The sequence below is a fragment of the Ornithinibacillus gellani genome (assembly GCF_003730295.1).
Classification (GTDB): Bacteria; Bacillota; Bacilli; order Bacillales; family Amphibacillaceae; genus Ornithinibacillus_A; species Ornithinibacillus_A gellani.
The window spans coordinates 21,403-40,376 of sequence record NZ_QTSZ01000051.1 but is presented as its reverse complement, the minus strand read 5'-3'; the positions used below and the strand labels follow the sequence as shown (position 1 = coordinate 40,376).

23 protein-coding genes are annotated in these 18,974 nt (G+C 38.7%); 11 read left to right on the top strand and 12 right to left on the bottom strand.

The features are described 5' to 3' along the window. Nucleotides 1-143: 143 nt before the first annotated feature. From DX933_RS15965 to DX933_RS15955, 3 genes are all read left to right on the top strand, one after another. Entirely contained in the window at nucleotides 144-1,469 is a 1,326-nt protein-coding gene (locus DX933_RS15965; RefSeq protein ID WP_123317431.1) for a YdcF family protein, read from the top strand. Between the two features lie 263 nt (nucleotides 1,470-1,732). Further along, complete coding sequence (locus DX933_RS15960) at nucleotides 1,733-1,966, top strand: hypothetical protein (RefSeq protein ID WP_123317430.1); 234 nt, start codon at nucleotides 1,733-1,735, stop codon at nucleotides 1,964-1,966. 293 nt (nucleotides 1,967-2,259) lie between these two features. Continuing rightward, nucleotides 2,260-2,616 (top strand): DUF2513 domain-containing protein, encoded by a 357-nt coding sequence (locus DX933_RS15955; RefSeq protein WP_123317429.1) that lies wholly within the window; start codon nucleotides 2,260-2,262, stop codon nucleotides 2,614-2,616. Nucleotides 2,617-2,838: 222 nt separating this feature from the next. On the opposite strand, the gene DX933_RS15950 is transcribed toward DX933_RS15955, so the two are convergent. The 8 genes from DX933_RS15950 to DX933_RS15915 all read right to left on the bottom strand — a co-directional run bounded on the left by DX933_RS15950 (nucleotide 2,839) and on the right by DX933_RS15915 (nucleotide 9,067). Beyond that, nucleotides 2,839-3,585, bottom strand: a complete 747-nt coding sequence (locus DX933_RS15950; protein WP_123317428.1) for a creatininase family protein — start codon at nucleotides 3,583-3,585, stop codon at nucleotides 2,839-2,841. Beyond that, entirely contained in the window at nucleotides 3,585-4,199 is a 615-nt protein-coding gene (locus DX933_RS15945; protein ID WP_123317427.1) for a bifunctional 4-hydroxy-2-oxoglutarate aldolase/2-dehydro-3-deoxy-phosphogluconate aldolase, read from the bottom strand. Before DX933_RS15945 ends, DX933_RS15950 begins: the two co-directional genes overlap by 1 nt. Before the next feature lie 14 nt (nucleotides 4,200-4,213). Then, nucleotides 4,214-5,128 (bottom strand): phosphotriesterase family protein, encoded by a 915-nt coding sequence (locus tag DX933_RS15940; RefSeq protein WP_123317426.1) that lies wholly within the window; start codon nucleotides 5,126-5,128, stop codon nucleotides 4,214-4,216. A gap of 63 nt (nucleotides 5,129-5,191) precedes the next feature. Further along, the gene (locus DX933_RS15935) at nucleotides 5,192-6,460 is read right to left on the bottom strand and encodes a PTS ascorbate transporter subunit IIC (protein ID WP_123317425.1); all 1,269 of its coding nucleotides are present in this window, start codon (nucleotides 6,458-6,460) and stop codon (nucleotides 5,192-5,194) included. Between the two features lie 2 nt (nucleotides 6,461-6,462). Continuing rightward, a complete protein-coding gene (locus DX933_RS15930) occupies nucleotides 6,463-6,747 on the bottom strand; it encodes a PTS sugar transporter subunit IIB (protein WP_123317424.1) in 285 nt (94 codons plus the stop codon). 12 nt (nucleotides 6,748-6,759) lie between these two features. Next, nucleotides 6,760-7,194: a PTS sugar transporter subunit IIA gene (locus DX933_RS15925; RefSeq protein WP_123317423.1), complete on the bottom strand. Its 435-nt coding sequence runs from the start codon at nucleotides 7,192-7,194 to the stop codon at nucleotides 6,760-6,762. A gap of 14 nt (nucleotides 7,195-7,208) precedes the next feature. Further along, entirely contained in the window at nucleotides 7,209-7,946 is a 738-nt protein-coding gene (locus DX933_RS15920; protein ID WP_123317422.1) for a GntR family transcriptional regulator, read from the bottom strand. Nucleotides 7,947-8,212: 266 nt separating this feature from the next. Further along, nucleotides 8,213-9,067 (bottom strand): MurR/RpiR family transcriptional regulator, encoded by an 855-nt coding sequence (locus DX933_RS15915; protein ID WP_123317421.1) that lies wholly within the window; start codon nucleotides 9,065-9,067, stop codon nucleotides 8,213-8,215. A gap of 389 nt (nucleotides 9,068-9,456) precedes the next feature. On the opposite strand from DX933_RS15915, the gene DX933_RS15910 reads away from it, so the two are divergent. The 5 genes from DX933_RS15910 to DX933_RS15890 are packed head-to-tail and all read left to right on the top strand — an operon-like array spanning nucleotide 9,457 to nucleotide 13,271. Continuing rightward, on the top strand, nucleotides 9,457-9,876 hold the full coding sequence (locus DX933_RS15910) for a PTS sugar transporter subunit IIA (RefSeq protein WP_190279557.1): 420 nt from the start codon (nucleotides 9,457-9,459) through the stop codon (nucleotides 9,874-9,876). Nucleotides 9,877-9,919: 43 nt separating this feature from the next. After that, nucleotides 9,920-10,423, top strand: coding sequence for a PTS sugar transporter subunit IIB (locus DX933_RS15905; RefSeq protein ID WP_123317419.1), 504 nt, complete (start codon nucleotides 9,920-9,922; stop codon nucleotides 10,421-10,423). Between the two features lie 25 nt (nucleotides 10,424-10,448). Further along, nucleotides 10,449-11,201 (top strand): PTS mannose/fructose/sorbose/N-acetylgalactosamine transporter subunit IIC, encoded by a 753-nt coding sequence (locus DX933_RS15900; protein ID WP_223806004.1) that lies wholly within the window; start codon nucleotides 10,449-10,451, stop codon nucleotides 11,199-11,201. 2 nt (nucleotides 11,202-11,203) lie between these two features. Beyond that, the gene (locus tag DX933_RS15895) at nucleotides 11,204-12,052 is read left to right on the top strand and encodes a PTS system mannose/fructose/sorbose family transporter subunit IID (protein WP_123317418.1); all 849 of its coding nucleotides are present in this window, start codon (nucleotides 11,204-11,206) and stop codon (nucleotides 12,050-12,052) included. Next, nucleotides 12,030-13,271, top strand: coding sequence for a M20 family metallopeptidase (locus tag DX933_RS15890; protein ID WP_223806003.1), 1,242 nt, complete (start codon nucleotides 12,030-12,032; stop codon nucleotides 13,269-13,271). Before DX933_RS15895 ends, DX933_RS15890 begins: the two co-directional genes overlap by 23 nt. 146 nt (nucleotides 13,272-13,417) lie before the next feature. Here DX933_RS15890 and DX933_RS15885 read toward each other — a convergent pair whose 3' ends face one another. Further along, on the bottom strand, nucleotides 13,418-13,660 hold the full coding sequence (locus tag DX933_RS15885) for a hypothetical protein (RefSeq protein ID WP_123317417.1): 243 nt from the start codon (nucleotides 13,658-13,660) through the stop codon (nucleotides 13,418-13,420). 90 nt (nucleotides 13,661-13,750) lie between these two features. Then, nucleotides 13,751-14,530 carry a type 2 periplasmic-binding domain-containing protein gene (locus tag DX933_RS15880; protein ID WP_123317416.1) on the bottom strand — a complete coding sequence of 260 codons (780 nt, stop codon included), beginning with the start codon at nucleotides 14,528-14,530 and terminating at the stop codon, nucleotides 13,751-13,753. Between the two features lie 183 nt (nucleotides 14,531-14,713). Here DX933_RS15880 and DX933_RS15875 point away from each other — a divergent pair, with 183 nt between their 5' ends. Both DX933_RS15875 and DX933_RS18920 read left to right on the top strand, forming a co-directional pair. Further along, nucleotides 14,714-15,937, top strand: coding sequence for a glycoside hydrolase family 31 protein (locus DX933_RS15875; RefSeq protein ID WP_397316747.1), 1,224 nt, complete (start codon nucleotides 14,714-14,716; stop codon nucleotides 15,935-15,937). A 6-nt stretch (nucleotides 15,938-15,943) separates the two neighbouring features. Continuing rightward, the gene (locus DX933_RS18920) at nucleotides 15,944-16,225 is read left to right on the top strand and encodes a hypothetical protein (RefSeq protein ID WP_397316798.1); all 282 of its coding nucleotides are present in this window, start codon (nucleotides 15,944-15,946) and stop codon (nucleotides 16,223-16,225) included. 152 nt (nucleotides 16,226-16,377) lie between these two features. Here DX933_RS18920 and DX933_RS15870 read toward each other — a convergent pair whose 3' ends face one another. Next, on the bottom strand, nucleotides 16,378-16,680 hold the full coding sequence (locus DX933_RS15870) for a hypothetical protein (protein ID WP_145962287.1): 303 nt from the start codon (nucleotides 16,678-16,680) through the stop codon (nucleotides 16,378-16,380). A 213-nt stretch (nucleotides 16,681-16,893) separates the two neighbouring features. Beyond that, complete coding sequence (locus DX933_RS18760; protein ID WP_263363203.1) at nucleotides 16,894-17,016, bottom strand: hypothetical protein; 123 nt, start codon at nucleotides 17,014-17,016, stop codon at nucleotides 16,894-16,896. Nucleotides 17,017-17,544: 528 nt separating this feature from the next. Between DX933_RS18760 and DX933_RS15865 the strand changes: the two genes are divergently transcribed. After that, nucleotides 17,545-18,903, top strand: coding sequence for an NPCBM/NEW2 domain-containing protein (locus DX933_RS15865; RefSeq protein WP_123317414.1), 1,359 nt, complete (start codon nucleotides 17,545-17,547; stop codon nucleotides 18,901-18,903). Nucleotides 18,904-18,974: the final 71 nt, after the last annotated feature.

Genomic DNA, 18,974 nt, shown 5'->3' with positions numbered 1-18,974 from the left:
TCATTTATTCTTGGGAGTTTTTTTGTTTTTTTCGGGAGTGAATTTTGAAAGGGGGGATGGGCTTTCGTTATGTTATAGCAGCATACATCAAAACGCAGCATACATCAGAACAATCAAAAATTATAATGGGGAGCGGATGAAAATTGAAGAAGTTTTATACGATGGTCATGAGTCTTTTATTAGTATGCAGTTTGTTTTCGTTTACGACTGTGGAGGCACAGGCAAGTACAAAAGGAGTCGACCAATTAACGAGTGAATTGATTTACTACTTTGGGGAAGAAGGCCATACGGATGTTTTAAGAACATTGGATGCCATGAAAGAAGTGTCGGCTGAGGATTATGGGCTTTGGAATGGTGTGATGGATCGCTGGTATTGGATTGAAAATGAAATGGTAGAAAATCACGATGTTGCACCAAATGGGCTGCCAGATAATGATAAGCATGTATTTGTCGTGCTGGGATTCGCCTTAAAGGACAATGGCGAAATGGAAGATGAATTGATTGGTAGATTGGAAGTCGCGCTCCGCAGTGCAGAAAAGTATCCCAATTCCTATGTATTGGTGACAGGCGGAGTTGAGAAAAACGGTTGGACAGAAGGCGATCGCATGCATGACTGGTTAATCGAAAATGGATTGTCAGAGGATCGCATTATTGTGGAAAATGAAAGCGCGACAACCGTTGAAAATGCCGCCAACAGCTTTGAGATTTTATACAATGATTACGACATGGACACTTTTTCCATGATCACCAGCCAATATCACCTGAAAAGAGGAAGCATCTTCTATTATACGATGGCCCAGCTTAAAGCTAGGGAACTAGGCGTAGCACCAATCACGTTTGTAGGTGAAGGAAATGCCGGCTGGTATCGCGCCGATAAAACAGAAGAACCCCTCTCCTTAAAGGCTCGGGGAATGTATCAAATTTCCGGAGTAGAACCATCCGAGAACTTGCCAATATCTCAGCTGGAAGACATCACGATTGAGGGCAGCCTGGAATCTTATTTATACGAGGACCTGGATGTAAAAGTAACGGCAACCTATGATACCGACTATCAGCGCGATGTCTCGGTGTTTGCCAATATCACAGGATTTGACCCAGAAATACTTGGAGAACAAAACCTTGAAGTAAGTTATGAAGAAAACGGAAAAACCATCACAAAAAGCATACAAGTTACCGTACTCGAACCAACCATCGACAGCATGCTGCAGCAAGTCGAGAAACTGCATGACAACGGGGAAATAACAGATGACCAAGCAGCCAGATTGCTAACAACGCACCTCACAGCAGTAAAAAGATACGAAGACACAGGCCAAACCGAAAAAGTAATCAAGCATCTGAACAGCTTCCAGGATCTATTAGAACACCAGCTAAACGCAGAACAAATCACCGAAGATGCCTATGACCAACTCAACCGCTCAGCGGAGTATGTGTTGGACGGGGTTAGTGGAGGAATGGCGGGAGCGGCTTAATTAGTGGGGAGGACAGGGGGGAGAACCTGTCCTTCTCTAATTTCTTTTAGTAGAGGGCATATGTTTACGTCGCAGTTGGCGGAAACAATGTCTAAGTTAGATGGCTTTTTCGTGGTTTGAATAAGAACATTATAATTGAATTTTATATAATAATTTATGTGTTTTTATGAAGAGAGAATATATGTTCAGGGCAAAAGGTCTTAGGTATAAAGTTTATATATCTGAATATTTGGTACAATTAAAAGAAAAGGGGGTTGCTTCCAATGAAGAACACAATTCAATTGAAGAAAAAAGAATCCAAACATATTCCTCATTTTGGATATGGAGAAGGAAAGGGGCTTATTATCGAGGAGAAATATGAGTGTCCGTGCAGGAAAGGTACTGTATACTATGATAAAGATGATATTCCTGGATTCAGAGACAAACATATTTATTCAGATTGCGACGAATGTAACGAAAAATATAGCTTTAGTAGAGGAATTGCAATGCCAAAATAGTTTACAGTAGGAACATACTGTGAAGTATCAATTATATTAAGACTAAGATTTACCTCCTCTAACGTGGAATATATTTATAAAAAATGAAGAAATGTATAACAATCTGAGTATTTCAGCTAATTTTTAGGGACATGTTTCACGAGAATATTGTTCTTGCGGATTAGTCAATACTATTGTGAGCCTGGTAGAGTGCTAGAATTTATTATATTAGAATATATTTTTTACTTTCAGTTTCTATGTCTATTAGTATGGTATTCATTTTACTGTAATCCATTTAAAAAGGAGAGTTAGAAATGAGGCGGGATTTGGAATTAGTAAGGAATTTGTTGTTATTAATTGAAGAAAATGATGATTGCAATGAACTTGACATTCCACAAGAATGGAATCAAAAAGTTATTTTTTATCATCTAAAGATTTTGGATCAAGCTGGATTCGTTAACAATAACACTAAAACAGCAGGTAATAAGATCTTTTTCTTGCATGCATCTTTAACTTGGAAAGGACATGAATTCTTAGATTCTATAAGAAACAATCACATTTGGAATAAAACTAAAAAGGGAATAAAAGAAAAAGGTTTAGAACTTGGAAATGTTCCACTTGAAATTATAAAAGAGTATGCAAAACTGCAACTAAAAAAGTTTTTAGCCTAGATTAATAACATTCATATTTATGGTTAACAAATTCTCTCACCCAATAGAATTGTATTTAGAAAGCTTGTATTATTTTAAATCTATGCGACATATATATAGGAACAGCTACCTTTAGAATTAATTTAGTATTTGGTAGTTTGTTCGGTTCATATAACAGGTTAAGATTTAGAAGATACACCCAAACAAAAACCGGCAAGGATTTTCCATGCCGGTTTACTCATGCTATTTATTTGCAAGGCTACTATATGCTTCGTGAATAAGGTTTTCCATTTCATCCAAAAATTCCTCTAGCATTTGCTCGCCTTTTTCCTTAGTGGCTAGTGTAGCATCTCCATATACTCCACTGTCGCTTAAATCTCCAAGAGAAATAGTAGATTTACCATATAAATTGGGTTGTTCTGGATATTCCTTGACGGCTTTATCCATGTCGACGAGCTCTGGCTTAATGGCAAGCATTAGGGATGTTTCAAATTCGCATGCGTGAATCATACCGTCCCAAGTTGAAGATTCACAATGAGCCTGTCTGATTTGTTCCATTTTCGGGTAGAACAGGTAGGAGACGGGCATGTCAATTTCGTCGGCTAGCTCTCTAGCAGCATATTTCATACTTGTATTATTGGAATCATGTCCATTGACAAGGATGAGTAATTTCACACCATATCGAGATACACTATGTGCAACATCTTTAATAATGCTTTCGACATGATGCTGCTGCATGGATACCGTTCCGGGGATATCACGCCATACCCATGAATATCCAAATGGAACCGCTGGTAACAGGAGGGCCCCAGTTCGCTCAGACAATCTTCTGGAAATACCTTCGGCCAAATAAATATCAACTCCAAGCGGGAGGTGATGTCCATGTTGCTCCAATGCGCCCATTGGTAGGATAGCAACTGGATAATCCTTCACTGCAGCAGCCACTTCATCTCTATTCATTTTGATTGATTCTCTAGCTGTATTCATCATTATGACTCCTCTGACAGTAATTGAATATATTGTTTGGCTTTGGCCATGATTGTCTCTTTGTGCTTGAGGCTTGCTCCTTTCGGAATTAAATCACTGCCAATAGCAAAAGAAGAACAACCAGCCTTTTGAAATGCTTGGATATTATCTTGGGTGACACCGCCAACCGCCATGATTTTCATATTTGGAAAAGGTCCGCGCAGACTTTTAATATATTCTGTGCCTAAGCTTGCTGCAGGGAATAGCTTAACTGTTTCAACTCCCAATGCACTTGCCTGCATGATTTCACCTGGCGTAAATACACCTGGATATATTTGTACTCCTTTGTCTAAAACATACTTCACTAATTCTCTATCCCAGCCGGGTGTAATGATATAGGTTGCACCAGCTTCTAGTGCAATGTCCACCTGTGATTCCTTGCAGATGGTTCCAACACCTAATTCGATTTGATCACCAAATGCTTTGGCTATTTTTTCAATACAAGCGAGTCCATTCGCTTCATCACTGAGTGAAACTTCCATACGATTTATACCAACATCCAGTAAAATCCCAGCAACATCTACAATATCATTGGGGGAGACGTTGCGAATGATAGCGATTAAGTTGTTTGTACTCATCTTTATCTCTCCAATCAAAATTGTGCTAACCAGTTTGCAGGATTCTCAATGAATATAGTATCTATTGTCGATTGGCTAATTCCTTCATCCAACAATCGTGGAATGAATTTCTTCAAAATATATCTAAACCCTGGACCGCCGCCATAGGCTTCCAAGTAGACTTGTCTACCCATATCTGCAGAGATAAGTAGTTGTTGGGAAAAACCATGGTTAATCATATTTTGTATCAATTCGACTCTTGTACTGTCTGGGTAATATTTGATTTTACTGGTGCCGTCAAATTGTACGTACGCACCACGTTCGGCGAGCTTTAAGTGATAGTAGGGATCAGCATTACGGTCACTATGTCCCACCCCAACTTTTGTTAAGTCTACGCCTTCTTCTTCCAAAATATCCAGTAGCTCAAGTCCCATCGTACCAGCCTCGGTATGAAGCCAGATAGGTGCGCCAGTCTCTTGCTGTGCTCGTGCTACTGCACGGGTTACTTTTTCTTCCAAAGGATGAATCTGTTGATTCCAAGCTCCTGATTTTAGAAATCCCGCTTTGGATGTAGTACCATCCATACCGTTTTGAACATCTCTTATTAATTTCTGTGTGATTTCTTCAATCGTTAAAGTAGTTACCCAGTTTGGAAAATATATATGCTTATTAAAACCAGATGTTGCAACGACGTGTACACCTGTTTCTTCAGACATACGTTTTAATTTCGAAGCATCTCTTCCATAATCAAGTGTAGTAGCATCAACAAGTGCTTGGCCACCTGCATGTTTAAAGCGCCATAGTTCACTCACACTAGCTTCATAATCGGTTAATTCCAAATCACGATCCTTTTGCGAATGAGGGGGATTTGTCCAAAGGTGCTCGTGACTATATGTGAAACCAAGTTCGTCCTTTTCAATATCTCCTAAAACCGTTCTAATTTTTTTCATTTGATTTGACCTCACTTTTTGATGTAGTTAAATGTTCCGCAAGATGTTCACGATACTAAAAGTTTAAAGTCCAATTCCAAAGAGTAATCCGATAAGCTTAATAAGAATGACTACGATAATCGCATCGGGGGATGCAAACCATAATCCACTAATGTTGTAGACTGATAGGTCGATTAAAGGGTAGGCGAGTGCGACCATTAATGAAAAAGTGAATCCCATGAAGAATCCGCCAATTATTGCGCCACGTAGTCCACCCCTTGCATTTCCAAATACTCCAGCAGCTCCACCCATGAAGAACAAGCCAATAACGGAAGGGAGGACAGCGACTGGTAAAAAGCTAGACATAAAGGTGACAATTAATCCACCGACTAAAGCTGTCAAGAAACCAATTGTTACTGCAACTGGTGCATAGTTGTAGAATATTGGAACGTCCAACGCTGGTTTAGCACCTGGAACGATTTTTTCACCAATTCCTTTGAACGCAGGAACAATTTCAGCTAAGAACATCCGTACACCCATTAATAGGATTAAGATACCTGCAACAAATTCCAAAGCCGAAAATATAGCAAATTGATAGCGGTTTACATCACCAGCAATTTCTGCCATTGCTGCATCACTTACGAAAGTGGCTGTAATTCCGTATGCTAGGACCATAATGATCCCCATTAAAATACTCATGTCCTTTAAGAAGTCCAATGACTTAGGTACTTTTACATCTTCGGTTGATTGTTCCTTGTTACCAAACTTTCCGCCAATCCAACCGGAAAGAGAAACCCATGAACTACCCCAGAATCCAAAAGCCACATTATCATTACCAATCACTTGTCTAACAGATGATTGGGATATGGCTGGAAATACGACCATTGCGATACCTTGGACAATGGATCCGAGAATAATCGTCATGGTAGAGGATAGTCCCATCTGATGAAAAACAATGGCCATCGTAGCAGCAAAAGAGAACATCATATGACCGGTTAGAAATATATATTTGAATCTCGTAAAGCGGGCGATAATAATATTAATTAAGAAGGAAAAGATGAGAATGAACGCTGTTTCTTTTCCAAGAATGACCTGAACTGCCGCCGCAATGGCGTTGTCTTCTGCAACTATTCCCGTTAAGCCGAATGCATCTGTAAACATTGCACTGAAGGGAACAAGGGCAGAAACAATAATATTTGCACCTTGCTGTAAAATAAGGAAGCCGAACAATGTCTTCATCGTTCCTTTGATGACATCGGATGCTGACTTTCTAAGCGCAATCAGACCAACACCAGCAATAATGGCAATGATAATGGAAGGGTTACTTAAAATAGAAACCAATACGTCAATCATGACTATCCCTCCTGGGCAAGTTTTTTAATCATGGGCAGTACTTTTTCTTTGATTTCCTCTTTGTCTAACAGGTTATCAATCGCAATCACTGGTGCAGCCTCATCAGATAACTCAGCTGCAATTTCACTGGAAGCAATAATTAAATCACAGCTTTTTCCTTTAGCACTACCTAAATCAGTTGCTTCACCATCCACGGTGTAACCATGCTCCTTCGCAATGGACTGAACTTCCATTAATAGCATTAAACTTGTTCCAAAACCCATACCACATACACTTAGTACATACATGTTGTTTTCCTCCTAAAATGTGATTATTTTTGATATATCTTCAAAGTTTTGTACTTCCAATAGTTGCTGATGCTTGTCCTTGTCACCAAGTATGCCTGCGACCTTTTGTAGCATCTCAATATGACCATTACTGCCTACTCCAGTAATGGCGCAAACCAATTTTACTGGATCATTTTTATCATGCCCAAACTCAATTGGTGTAGCTAGTCGTACGAGGGAAAAACCGCTAGCCAATGCACCGTTTTCTGGTCGCGCATGCGGGATAGCAATTCCAGGTGCCAATACAATATACGGCCCAACCTCCAGGAAACCTTTCAGCATAGCATCTACATATCGTGGCTCGGCATATCCAGCATCTACGAGTAAATTGCCGCTAATGCGAATGGCATCAACTGCATTTAGAGCCTGAACATCTAGACGAACTGCCTCTTCTTTTAGTAATTTCATGTCGTTCATTCCCCTTAAAACAATTTATTTTTTTCTCTTCCAGAAACCTTAATATTGTACTCGTATTTATCAGATCTACTAATCATTTCTACCATTTCAAATGGTGTTCCATCTGGGAGATAGGTTGTCCGAGTAATATGCATGACAGCCTCATCTGGTGGAATATTTAATGCAGACGCTTCCAAATCTGTCACCAATCTTGCGCGAATCTGCTCTGTTGCTTCTTCTAAGACGATGTCGTAATTTTCCTCTAGTTCTTCATAAAGAGATTCCCTTGTGAAACCTTTATCCAAGAAATCAGGAATAAATTTACTTCTTAAATAGTTAAACATTAGTGCAATTGGTTCCCCATCAACCAACCTGATTCTTTCTACACAAATAATTTCTTCATTAGCGGCCAGCTTCAAATTCTGCTTCATCTTGCGAGAGGGAGACACTGCAAATAACTTTAGCTTTTGCGTATCAGGTGTTTTACCTTTTAAATGCATTTCCTCTGTCCAACTCGTTATGCTGCTCGCATCTTGCACAATCTTGGTAGATCTTACAAAAGTACCCCGACCTTGCTCCTTCGTTACAAAACCTTCCAATACTAAATCATCTATTGCCTTACGAACCGTAATTCTACTAACCTGGTATTTCTCTTCCATTTCGGGTTCAGTTGGAAGTAGATCACCTTCTTTCATTTGCTCATTAATCTCTCTTAAAATCTTCTCTTTCACTTGCTTATATAAAGGCACTTTTGCTTTTGACATATATAGAAGCCTCCAATACATTATGATGTATATATTAAAAATATAATAATGATTATAATGAATATATCATGAAAGTGCTTTCTTGTAAATATAATTGTTTTTTTTGATGTATTTTGAAAGATTTTGAAGGTGGGAGGGGGTGTAAAACTAAAAAAAACCATTCAAGGAAGTGGATTATGAAATCAGCTACCTGAATGGGCTTTACTGCTATATTAAATCTATTTGGCTAAAGTTTTTTTGTTACCATTGATTTGTAAGCTTATTTATTAAAAATGCTTCAAACTCACACTTTCACGCATTTTTTGTAATGCTTTTCTGCCGGATTCTTTCGTTGCAATCATTACGTTGGTGTAGAGAACATCAATGATGGATAATTGGGCAATTCTTGACGATAGCGCTTCCAATCTAAAGTCTGTTTCATCTGAGATAGTAAATAAAGATATGTCAGCGTTCTCTGTCAAATAAGATTTTGCAAAGTTGGTTATGGCTATAATAGGGACGTTGTTTTTCTTCAATACTTGTGAAATCTCCAATAAGTCCTTCGTGGAGCCACTAAGTGATATCAGAATAGCAACATCATTTTCATCCATTTGTGACGCGGACATAATTTGTAGATGTGAATCCAAATCCGCGTTAGCATGAATGCCACTTCTAATAAATTTATGATAAGCATCTAATGCTACAATAGCCGAGCCGCCAGAACCAAAAAAATGTACTTTATTTGCCTTCATGATTGCATTAACAGTTTTTGTAATAAGATGTTCATCTTGAATTTGAAGTGTATCCTCTATGGTTTTAATATTGGAACGAAATATTTTTTCTGTAATTACACCAATGCTGTCATTTTCCTCTATTTTTTCGTTAATCTCATTGATGGGGGAAACAATTTCTGCTGCAAGTGCAATTTTCATTGCCTGAAAACCTTTAAAACCAATACGTTTACAAAAACGAAAAACGGTTGAGTCTGCAATTCGTAATTCTTCTGCAATCTGATTTATGGTGTAATGAATAACTCTATCTGGGTTTTCCAAAATAAAATTGGCAATAAGTAATTCCTTATCACTGAATTGACCATAATTATTTCGAATACGAGCGAGACAGTTTTGCGTGTTATTTAACATAAAATACCTCCTAAAGTAATAGGGAATACATTAAACATTAAAGTATTTATATATTTGATCAAACATTTTTCTAGTTGTTTGAAAAGAAATTTAATCCCGTATATATAGAGTATACGTGGTTTTTAGATAGTTTTCTATATTTTTTGGTAATATATCGAAAAAAATTCTTTTATAATATATGTTGAAAAAATAATATTCTTTTGATACATTAAATAAAATAGTTATTATAAGATTCAAATTTGTATTATATTTTCTGAATAAATTATTTTCTAATGCAAAATGTAAGCGTTGGCAATAGTGGATTTATTTGTAGGGTTTTTAGAATATGCGTTTCTAAAATAACTACAAACTCAAATAATAATTCACACTTTTTGAAAGGAGGATTCAATTTGTCAAATGGTTCTTATAGAAATGAAATTCTTTTATTAACACACGGAGGGTGGGGAGAAACGCTTGTTGATAAGCTGACAATGATTATTGGTCAAATAAAGGGTGTTAGTGAGATAGCTTTAAATCCATCTGATTCTCCAGAGGATTTCCTTCTGAAGGTGGAGGAAAAGATAAAGACGATGCCAGCAAATTCTTTGGTAATTACGGATATTGTTGGAGGTACTACATCAAATATGGCATTAATGCTAAGTAAGAAATACGATATTCATATTTTATCCGGATTGAGTTCTATGATGTTAATTGAAGCGGTTATGAGACAGAATCAACCTTATACCGAGGATAGTGTAAATGAAATTAAAGAAGCTGCAATTATGAATTGCCAGCAATTAAAGCTTCCCGCTGAGGATCAAGCGAAATAATAAAATAAAAATCTTATAAATTAAAAATTAGGAGGAAATTTAAATGGCAGAAATAGAAATGGTTCGGGTGGATTTTCGCTTAATACATGGACAGGTAATTACAAAGTGGATTCGACAAACATTTGCTAATCGAATCATTATTATTGATGATAACTTGGCTAATGATGAGTTTATGAAAAGTATTTACACAATGGCTGCACCTTCAAATATAGCGGTTAATGTTTATACAGTTGAGTCTGCAATTAATGAATGGAAAGAAGATAAGTTAGGAAAAGGTAAGTTATTTATTTTATTTAAAGATGTTGACACCGCTTTCAAGACCATACAAGGAGGAATTGAAATAAAGGACCTACAAATTGGGGGGCTAGGATCCGGTCCTGGAAGAAAAAGTGTATTTGGTCCAATCTCCTTAAATGAAGAAGATGCGGAACAGTTACGGGAACTGGAAGAAAGCAACAACTGCCGCGTTTACTTACATCAGGTCCCGGATGAGCCCAAGATGGAATTTAAGAAGGCTTTAGACAAGTTTTATTCTCTAAAAAAATAATAATTAGGGAAGAGGTGTATCAAAGTTGAATATTTTAATAGCAGCATTATGTGGCTTTCTATACTTTATTGGAACTAGTAGATTAGGTTATGGATTAACGCAAGCAACAGGATCCCCCATTTTCTACGGTATGATTCTGGGTTTAGTATATGGGGATCTTGAGAAAGGCTTAATTATTGGTGCTACGATACAGCTTATCTATATTGGGATTATTTTTACTGGTGGTAACATGCCAGCAGACCAATCTTTAGCAGGAATTATTGCAATCCCAATTGCATTACAGACTGGGATGGATGTAGAGGTTGCGGTTGGACTTGCAGTGCCCTTTGGTATTTTAGGTATATTTATTGACCAACTTAGAAGAATTTCAAACTCCTATTGGATTTCCAAAGCAGAAAAATATGCAGAAGTAATGGATTCGAAAAAAATTTTTCATTGTGCAATCACATATCCAACTATCGTGATTTTCCTATTAACATTTGTTCCTGTTTTTGCAATAACATTATTTGGAGCAGATGCAGTTACAACTGTTATGAATTTCCTACCACAAGGTATTATTGATGGATTTGGAGTGGCGGGCGGACTACTTCCAGCTTTAGGTTTCGCCATCATCATCATGGTAATTGGAAAACGAGATATCATGCCTTATTTCTTTATTGGCTTTTTCTTGGTAGCGTATCTAGGAGTTAGCACAATGGGAGCGGCAGCATTTGGATTCTGTGTGGCAGCTATCATCTTGTTTAACTCTATGAAACAAAATGGACAGGAGGCTGGTTAATTATGTCTTTGGAGGAAGTGAAAGAGCAACGTGTTCTTACCGATAAGGATTTAAAGAAAACATATGCCAGATGGTATTTATCGGTTGAAGTAAGTAATTCGTATGAGCGCTTGCAAGCGTTAGCATTTTGTAATGCATTATCTGAAAGCTTAAAAAAGATCTACAAAGATGATGAAGAAGGATATAAAGAAGCACTTATGCGACATTTGCAATTCTATAACTCTGAGGGTACTTTTGGTGCGGTCATTCATGGTGTAGTTCTTTCAATGGAAGAAGAAAAAGCAAAAAGTAAAGATGAATCCATTTCTGAAGAAGTTATTACAGGATTCAAGACGGGGTTGATGGGACCCATTGCAGGAATTGGAGACACATTAATATGGGGTACCTTAAAACCTATTATTCTTGCACTTGCCTCATCTTTAGCATTGAGTGGATTATTTATAGGTGGGTTAGTTCCATTCCTGTTTCCACTGGCCGTAATTTTAATAGGATACGGCATGTTAAAATCCGGATATTTATTGGGGAAAGAATCTGTTGTCAAATTAATGAAATCTGGATTAATTAATAACCTTATCAATAGTGCCAGTATATTAGGTTTGTTCATGATGGGAGCACTGTCTTCAACCTATGTGAAAATATCGACACCACTGAAATTTTCATTTGAGAATTCCGAGCCAATTGTTATTCAAGACATTCTAGATCAGATCCTTGTGGGCATATTACCTATTGCCGCTGTATTTGGAATCTATTTCTATTTTAAATTGAGAGGCCAATACTATAACAGATTAATTATGTGGTTAATAGTTATATCACTGGTGACAGGTTTCTTTGGAATTTTACAAGGTAGCTAAAAAACATAGAGAGGATAATGAATATATGGAATTAGAAGCAATAAAGCAAAAGTATGATGATTATCTAGATTCAAGGCTTGATGAACTATGGGAAATTGCAAAATATGTTCACAGTAATCCTGAATTGGGTTTTGAAGAAGAAAAAGCATGCAAAGTTCAATGCGATTTTTTAAGAGAAAATGGCTTTGAAGTGGAAGAAAACCTTGGTGGACTCAGTACAGCGTTTAAAGCAGTCTATCAATATGAACCGGGAGAGCTAACCGTAGCAGTTGTTTCTGAATACGATGCATTACCTGAAATTGGTCATGCGTGTGGTCATAACTTAATATGTACTACTGCGCTAGGGACAGCTATTCAGACAAAGAAATATATGGAAGAGCAAAAGATACCGGGAACCCTGGTTGTAATGGGAACACCAGCAGAAGAATTTGGTGGAGGTAAAATTAAACTACTGGAAAAAAATGCATGGGATGGCATTGATGCTATTTTGTTCATGCACCCAACAAGTGATACAACGAGACTTGCTGGAGAATGTATGTCATCTACAAGAATAAAAATTGAATTCAAAGGTAAATCAGCACATGCTGCATCCCATCCTAGTAAAGGGATTAACGCCCTAAATGCTGCTAATTTATACTTTGTAGCAACGGGATTATTGAGGCAGCATACCAAATCAGATTTCCGTTTATCTGGAATTATTGATTCTGGAGGAAATACAACTGGATTAATTCCAGATTTCGCTTCAGTTGAGGGATCACTCAGCTGTTTTAAATCAAGCGATTTGGAAGACTATATTGAACGTGTTAGAAAATGTGCAGAAGGAGCGGCAATTGCCACTGGTTGTGAAGTTGATATAGAATTTATTCCAGGATATTTAGGGAGAGTGCCTAATGAAACACTATCCGAAGTATGTAGGAAGGAATTAATATCAATCGATGAGCCGGTAATGGATGGAATGCCATTTGATTATGGCGGTGAAGACTTGGGGAACGTTTCAAGGATAATCCCAATCTGTAATCCATACGTCACTATTTTTCCCGATTACAAAATTTCAAACCACACAGAACAGTTTAGAGACCTTGCCAACTCTTCAGCAGGGAAAAGATGTATCCAGGTAAGTAGTAAAGCCATGTCTAGAACAGCAATGGAATTGTTCAAGAACCCAGACATTGTAGATGCTGCCAAAAAAGAACTACAAGAACGAATGAAAGATGAATAGAAAATTAAATATGTAGAACGAAAAAACTAAACCCCGTGAGCATGATAAGGGTTTAGTTTTTTTGCTCCAATAATTACCAAATATACAGATAGGGCAGAAAACCATGTATAAACCTTCATTAATAGAATTATATTTTATTAATTTTTTTATTGAATTTCAATCGCTTGCAAAATATCACTTTGTGTAATAGTAGATAAATCCTTATCCGTTATAAATTCCAATTCTACAATTCTGTTTGCTTGAAATGCTAATGAAGATTCGAATAAATTCCTCATTAATCTAGCATTTGCAGAATGTTCTGTCCTGGAATCATAATTCTTTAATATATAGCTGTAAATAACATCTGTTATATCAATTACGGAAGTGTTTTTTTCGCAATAGCAGTGCATAGTCTCTATTTCATACAACCTATTTTACTTTTCCATAAAAATGGTTCCTGTCACGAAAATCGTAACTAGGAACCATTCCATTTTCAGTTTTTATTCAAAATCCTGATATCGTTCATATGCGGCTTGTTGGATTTCCATGTATTCCTCCAAGCCCATATTTTCGATTGTTTTTACATAGTTATCCCACTTGTCAAAGGATTCTTGGCCTGCAATAAATTTATCCTGCATTTCCAGTACGTATTTTTCAATATCGTCACCGATGGAGGATAGCCGTTTACTTTCTTCCTCTGTATATGGTAGTAATGGCAGAGGTTGCTCAATGGTATTCGGTAATAATTTTTCTGCGGCGTCTAATTCTTGTTCGGTTGTTTCTGCCCCTTTAAAATACTTTTCCATAAACATGAGTGGGAAGCCGCCGCCCCAGATGGTAAATTTATTTAATTCATCTGTCAATGATTCCTCACTATTAAGAATATAACCCATATATTGTACTTCGCCATCTTCTGTTTCCTCGAATGTTTCTCCTTCAATTCCCATGAGCATTAGCTTTGCTCCTTCATCACCGTAGAAATAGTCTATCCAGCGAAGTGTAGCTGCAGGATGCTCATTTTCATTGGTAATGGCAAATGCACCTAAAGAGGTTACGGAATCGCCTAAACCGACATATGATTTATCTCCGTTTGGTCCTTCCAATGCTGGTGCGCCTTCGAATACAGTGCCGGGTTCACCGAATTGGAGTCCTGGTGCCCACCAGTTTGTGCTGCCATATCTTCCATCTGCTGCATTGGCAAGATATTGTTCTAATTCAAGTGAGAAGATATTTTTTTCAATCAAGCCTTCACTATATAGTTTATTCGTATATTCCAACATTTCTTTATAGCCTTCGGAAATGGGATAGAAACGTAATTCGCTATCGTTTTCGGGGTTAGCATCAATATAGTAATTTGCATACCCTTTATTTGCGATTCCGAAAGATATGAGATAGTAGCTGGGAGAAGTTGTTTCATTTTTGTGTTATTAATTATTTATTTTAATGGATGGAGGCAAATTTGAATGAAGTTAAAGATGCTACAAAATGAATATTGGTTTGGAGGTTATGTACATGAAGGTATACGTCAGGCAATTGGGGAAACAGATTCATATGAGATAGATTTGCGAAGGAATGAGTCACCAAATCAGTCCATGCCTGTTTTTTTATCGACGAAAGGCAGATATATTTGGGGCGATGAGGGTTTTCACATTACTTTTTGTAAAGGAAATATCGATATCCTTGGTGAGGTGACTTTTGAAGAGGGACATGGTAATTTAAAAGGAGCGTACTTGCATGCCATGAAGCAACATTTTCCTTTTAAACAAATTCACTTGGATTCAGCATTGTTTAAGAAGCCTATTTATAATAGCTGGATTGAGTTAACCTTCTATCAGAATGAAAAGGATATATTAAAGTATGCAGATTCCATTAAAGGGAGTGGCATGCCGCCCGGGGTTTTAATGATTGATGATGGTTGGTCACCATACTATGGAAATTGGGCTTTTAATGAAGCGACATTTCCAAATGCAGAAGAAATGATTAAAAATCTGCATCAAAAAGGATTTCACGTCATGCTTTGGGTCAGTCCATATGTTACACCGGATACTGTAGCGTTTCGTAAACTAAGGGATTTGGATTTATTAATTAAAACAAAGGAGAATAAACCATATATTTTGGAGTGGTGGAATGGCTTCTCGGCAGTTTTGGACTTTTCCAATCCAAAAACGATTGCATGGATGAAGGAACAATTAGATCATCTTCTAGAACTAGGTGTGGATGGGTTTAAGTTTGATGGGGGAGATAGTGGTTTCTATGCAGTTGATAATGTGACCTATGGAAATGTCTCTCCGGAAGAACAATCGAAGCGATGGACAGCGTTTGGCGAAACGTATGATTTTAATGAGTTTCGATTTACTACAGGAGCTGGTGGCATGTCTTTACTGCAAAGACTTGCGGATAAAGATCATTCTTGGGGAGTCGGTGGCATTCAAGGACTGATTCCCAATAGCCTGCTTCAAGGGTTAACCGGTCATCCATTCTCAAGTCCGGATATGATTGGCGGTGGGCAATATTTAAATTTCATTGATTTAGAAGATAGTGCGTTTGATCAAGAATTGTTTGTGCGCCATAGTGAAATTGCTTGCCTTATGCCGGCTATGCAGTTTTCTGCAGCACCATATCGTGTCTTGGATAAGGATCATTTTGCGAAGGTATTGCAAACCATCGAGATTAGGAAAAATTATTAGGACAAAATCAATCAGCTTGTTGATCATGCAAAGAAAACTGGTGAACCAATTATTCGCTATATGGCCTATGAATTTCCAAACGAGCCAGTAGAAGAAATAACGAATCAATTTATGTTGGGAAGTGACGTGCTTGTTGCTCCAGCATTCGAAAAAAGTATGTCGTCCAGAGAGGTATACCTTCCCAAAGGAAAATGGAAACATCAGAATGACATCATAACGAGCCAGGGTGGCTTTTATACATTCCCATGTAAGTTGGGAGAGCTAATTTGTTTAGCGTATTTGGAATGAAGCAAGTATGAAAAGCTCTCGTATTAAGTAAGGTGGGTCTGCAAATAATCGCTAGGAAGCGTTACCTAGCTGGTTTTGCAGACCCTCTTACGGTTTAAGTGTGGAAAGATGAACTCATGGTAGCGATTAGCAAGGCATACATAATTATTATTTTATCTGGATGTACAAGCTGGTCTGTCATGATAATGATTGGCATCGAGTGTTGGAAGTCGCGCACCAAAGGGTGGAAGTCGGGCGTCAAAGGGTGGAAGTCGCGCACCAATGGGTAGAAGTCGGGCGCCAAAGGGTGGAAGTCGCGCGTCAAAGGGTGGAAGTCGGGCGCCAAAGGGTGGAAGTCGGGCGCCAATCAGATAAACTTGCGCGCCACCGAATAGAATTAGCGCACCAATCAGCCCAACTCGCGCAGCCCCGGCCAAGGATAAAAGGATGAAATCGGCCCAAGCCGATTTCAACATTAACATAATGATCAAGGAGGGAATCGGCGCGCCGATTCCAACAACATTCCATTTTTAATCATATGATCTGGCTGAAAGTCGCATGCCTTTGCCTGGAAGTCGCATGGGTATGGCTCCAAGTCGCATGCCTTAGCCGGGAAGTCGCATGGGTATGGCTCCAAGTCGCATGCCTTAGCCTGGAAGTCGCATGGGTTTGGCCCCAAGTCGCATGCCTTAGCCGGGAAGTCGCATGCCTTTGCCCGGAAGTCGCATGGGTATGGCTCCAAGTCGCTTGCCTTTGCCCGGAAGTCGCATGGGTTTGGCCTCAAGTCGCATGCCTTTGCCCGGAAGTCGCATGGGTATGGCTCCAAGTCGCATGCCTTAGCCGGGAAGTCGCATGGGTATGGCCCAAAGTCGCATGCCTTTGTCCGGAAGTCGCATGGGTATGACTCCAAGTCGCTTGCCTTTGCCCAGAAGTCGCATGGGTTTTGCCTCAAGTCGCATGCCTCCAGCGTGAAGTCATACCTGGTAATAAGGATGAAATCGGCCCAAGTCGATTTCAACATCATATAATGAACAATGGAGGGAATCGGCGCGCCGATTCCTGCTACATGAACTGCTGTCATGGGAGGTCAGTGGGGCTGTCAGATTTTGTGATTAAATAGGTCTATTTTACTATTATGGGAAAGTTGGAAATATTGTTGACAATTGTCGAAAAAGTGGCTAATGTTTTAATTAACTAATTTAATTAACTATCGAAAATTACAACAGCTATATTTTTTTCTTTAGTTAATGGAGCGCTTTCAAATTTAGCTGAGGAGGACTGGTGGCAAGAGATTGTGAAAGCAATGGGGTATATTTTATGAATAGGAGAGGAATGGGAGCATGAAATGTAAAAAAATAGGACTTACCTTGATGATGGTGGCGAGTATCTGTTTTATGTTACTCGGGCAGAGCCATTTTTCGGAGGCTAAAGCAGGTCAGTCGCATCAATCGGTTTATCTTTCGGATATGAAATGGAAAAATACAGTTGTTAGCGAAGGGAAAACTCCTGAAAAGGATGCTGCAGCAAATGGACAGGCGCTTACTTTGACAGATAATAATGGGGATGCTGTGGAATTTGCGAAAGGGATTGGGACGTATGCCGATTCGGAAATTGTTTATCAGAAGCCAAACCAGAAGCATAAGTTTTTGACTACGTGGGTTGGCGTGGACAAAGTGGCTGCAGAAGCGGATGCTTCCGTTAAATTTGAAATTTATGTCGATGGCAAGCTGGGCTATGAAAGTAAATGGATGACATCCAGCACACCAATGGAGTTTGCGAAGGTGGATATTAAAAAAGCAAAAACGATTAAGCTCGTTACCAAAGGTGACGGTGGTTATGCAAACTGGGCAGAAACGCAGCTGCATAAGAAGGATCCAGTGGAATCAAATGATCATAAAATCAAGCAATATCAGGGCATGAAGCTTGTATTCCATGATGAGTTTAATGGCAAGAAACTGGACAGTAAAAAATGGGGTTTTGCAACGACTCCGGAAAATGGAACACATCACTACGCGAATAAGTTTGGTAAGGATGAAAACATTTGGCTAGAGGATGGCAACCTGCATCTTCAGGCGAAGCCATATGAAGGGGATGGCAATTTCAGCACAACCTCTGCTGCTGTTTCTTCAGAAAATAAATTTGATTTTAAATATGGTCGTGTAGATGTGCGGGCAAAAATTCCAACAGAAACAGGTATGTGGCCGGCGATTTGGATGATGCCTGCTAATCCGGATTATGGTTGGCCAATGGCTGGGGAAATTGATATTATGGAGCTCATTTCCAACCAGCCGAATAAAATTTGGTCAACGCTGCATTCAGGCGTGTATCAAACGGATTACTACTTCAACAAAGGTGGTACGCTGACGATTGATCAGGGAACATATTATGATGATTACCATGTCTATTCCATGGACTGGGAGCCGGAATCCATTCGTTTCTATGTGGATGATCAGCTTGTCATTGAAATAAATGAGTGGCAAAACTGGATAGAGGATCCGGAAACTGGTGAAATAATCGAGAGGGAATTCCCAGCACCTTTTAATAAGAATTTTTTCTTGAAATTAAATCTTGCAACAGGCGGCTGGTCACAGGATGTGGATGACACGACACGCTACGGCGACCGCACGACCATGAAGGTTGACTATGTGCGCGTGTACCAGAAGCACGGTGGCGAGCAGGGTCCACATGTGAAACATTAATATCGTTAAACAAAAAATCGTTCCGCTGATGGGAACGATTTTTTTGTTTGTTAGCGTTTTGGTGCACGATA

Coding starts and splice junctions, on each gene's coding strand:
- DX933_RS15920 (WP_123317422.1), bottom strand. CDS start 7,946: ATGTCAAAAGCAAAAGTGCCTTTATATAAGCAAGTGAAAGAGAAGATT.
- DX933_RS15925 (WP_123317423.1), bottom strand. CDS start 7,194: ATGAAATTACTAAAAGAAGAGGCAGTTCGTCTAGATGTTCAGGCTCTA.
- DX933_RS15960 (WP_123317430.1), top strand. CDS start 1,733: ATGAAGAACACAATTCAATTGAAGAAAAAAGAATCCAAACATATTCCT.
- DX933_RS15905 (WP_123317419.1), top strand. CDS start 9,920: ATGGCAGAAATAGAAATGGTTCGGGTGGATTTTCGCTTAATACATGGA.
- DX933_RS15875 (WP_397316747.1), top strand. CDS start 14,714: ATGAAGTTAAAGATGCTACAAAATGAATATTGGTTTGGAGGTTATGTA.
- DX933_RS15865 (WP_123317414.1), top strand. CDS start 17,545: ATGAAATGTAAAAAAATAGGACTTACCTTGATGATGGTGGCGAGTATC.
- DX933_RS15870 (WP_145962287.1), bottom strand. CDS start 16,680: ATGTTGAAATCGGCTTGGGCCGATTTCATCCTTTTATCCTTGGCCGGG.
- DX933_RS15885 (WP_123317417.1), bottom strand. CDS start 13,660: ATGCACTGCTATTGCGAAAAAAACACTTCCGTAATTGATATAACAGAT.
- DX933_RS15895 (WP_123317418.1), top strand. CDS start 11,204: ATGTCTTTGGAGGAAGTGAAAGAGCAACGTGTTCTTACCGATAAGGAT.
- DX933_RS15930 (WP_123317424.1), bottom strand. CDS start 6,747: ATGTATGTACTAAGTGTATGTGGTATGGGTTTTGGAACAAGTTTAATG.
- DX933_RS15915 (WP_123317421.1), bottom strand. CDS start 9,067: ATGTTAAATAACACGCAAAACTGTCTCGCTCGTATTCGAAATAATTAT.
- DX933_RS15945 (WP_123317427.1), bottom strand. CDS start 4,199: ATGAGTACAAACAACTTAATCGCTATCATTCGCAACGTCTCCCCCAAT.
- DX933_RS15940 (WP_123317426.1), bottom strand. CDS start 5,128: ATGAAAAAAATTAGAACGGTTTTAGGAGATATTGAAAAGGACGAACTT.
- DX933_RS15955 (WP_123317429.1), top strand. CDS start 2,260: ATGAGGCGGGATTTGGAATTAGTAAGGAATTTGTTGTTATTAATTGAA.
- DX933_RS15950 (WP_123317428.1), bottom strand. CDS start 3,585: ATGATGAATACAGCTAGAGAATCAATCAAAATGAATAGAGATGAAGTG.
- DX933_RS15935 (WP_123317425.1), bottom strand. CDS start 6,460: ATGATTGACGTATTGGTTTCTATTTTAAGTAACCCTTCCATTATCATT.
- DX933_RS15880 (WP_123317416.1), bottom strand. CDS start 14,530: ATGTTGGAATATACGAATAAACTATATAGTGAAGGCTTGATTGAAAAA.
- DX933_RS18760 (WP_263363203.1), bottom strand. CDS start 17,016: ATGCGACTTCCGGGCAAAGGCATGCGACTTGAGGCCAAACCCATGCGA.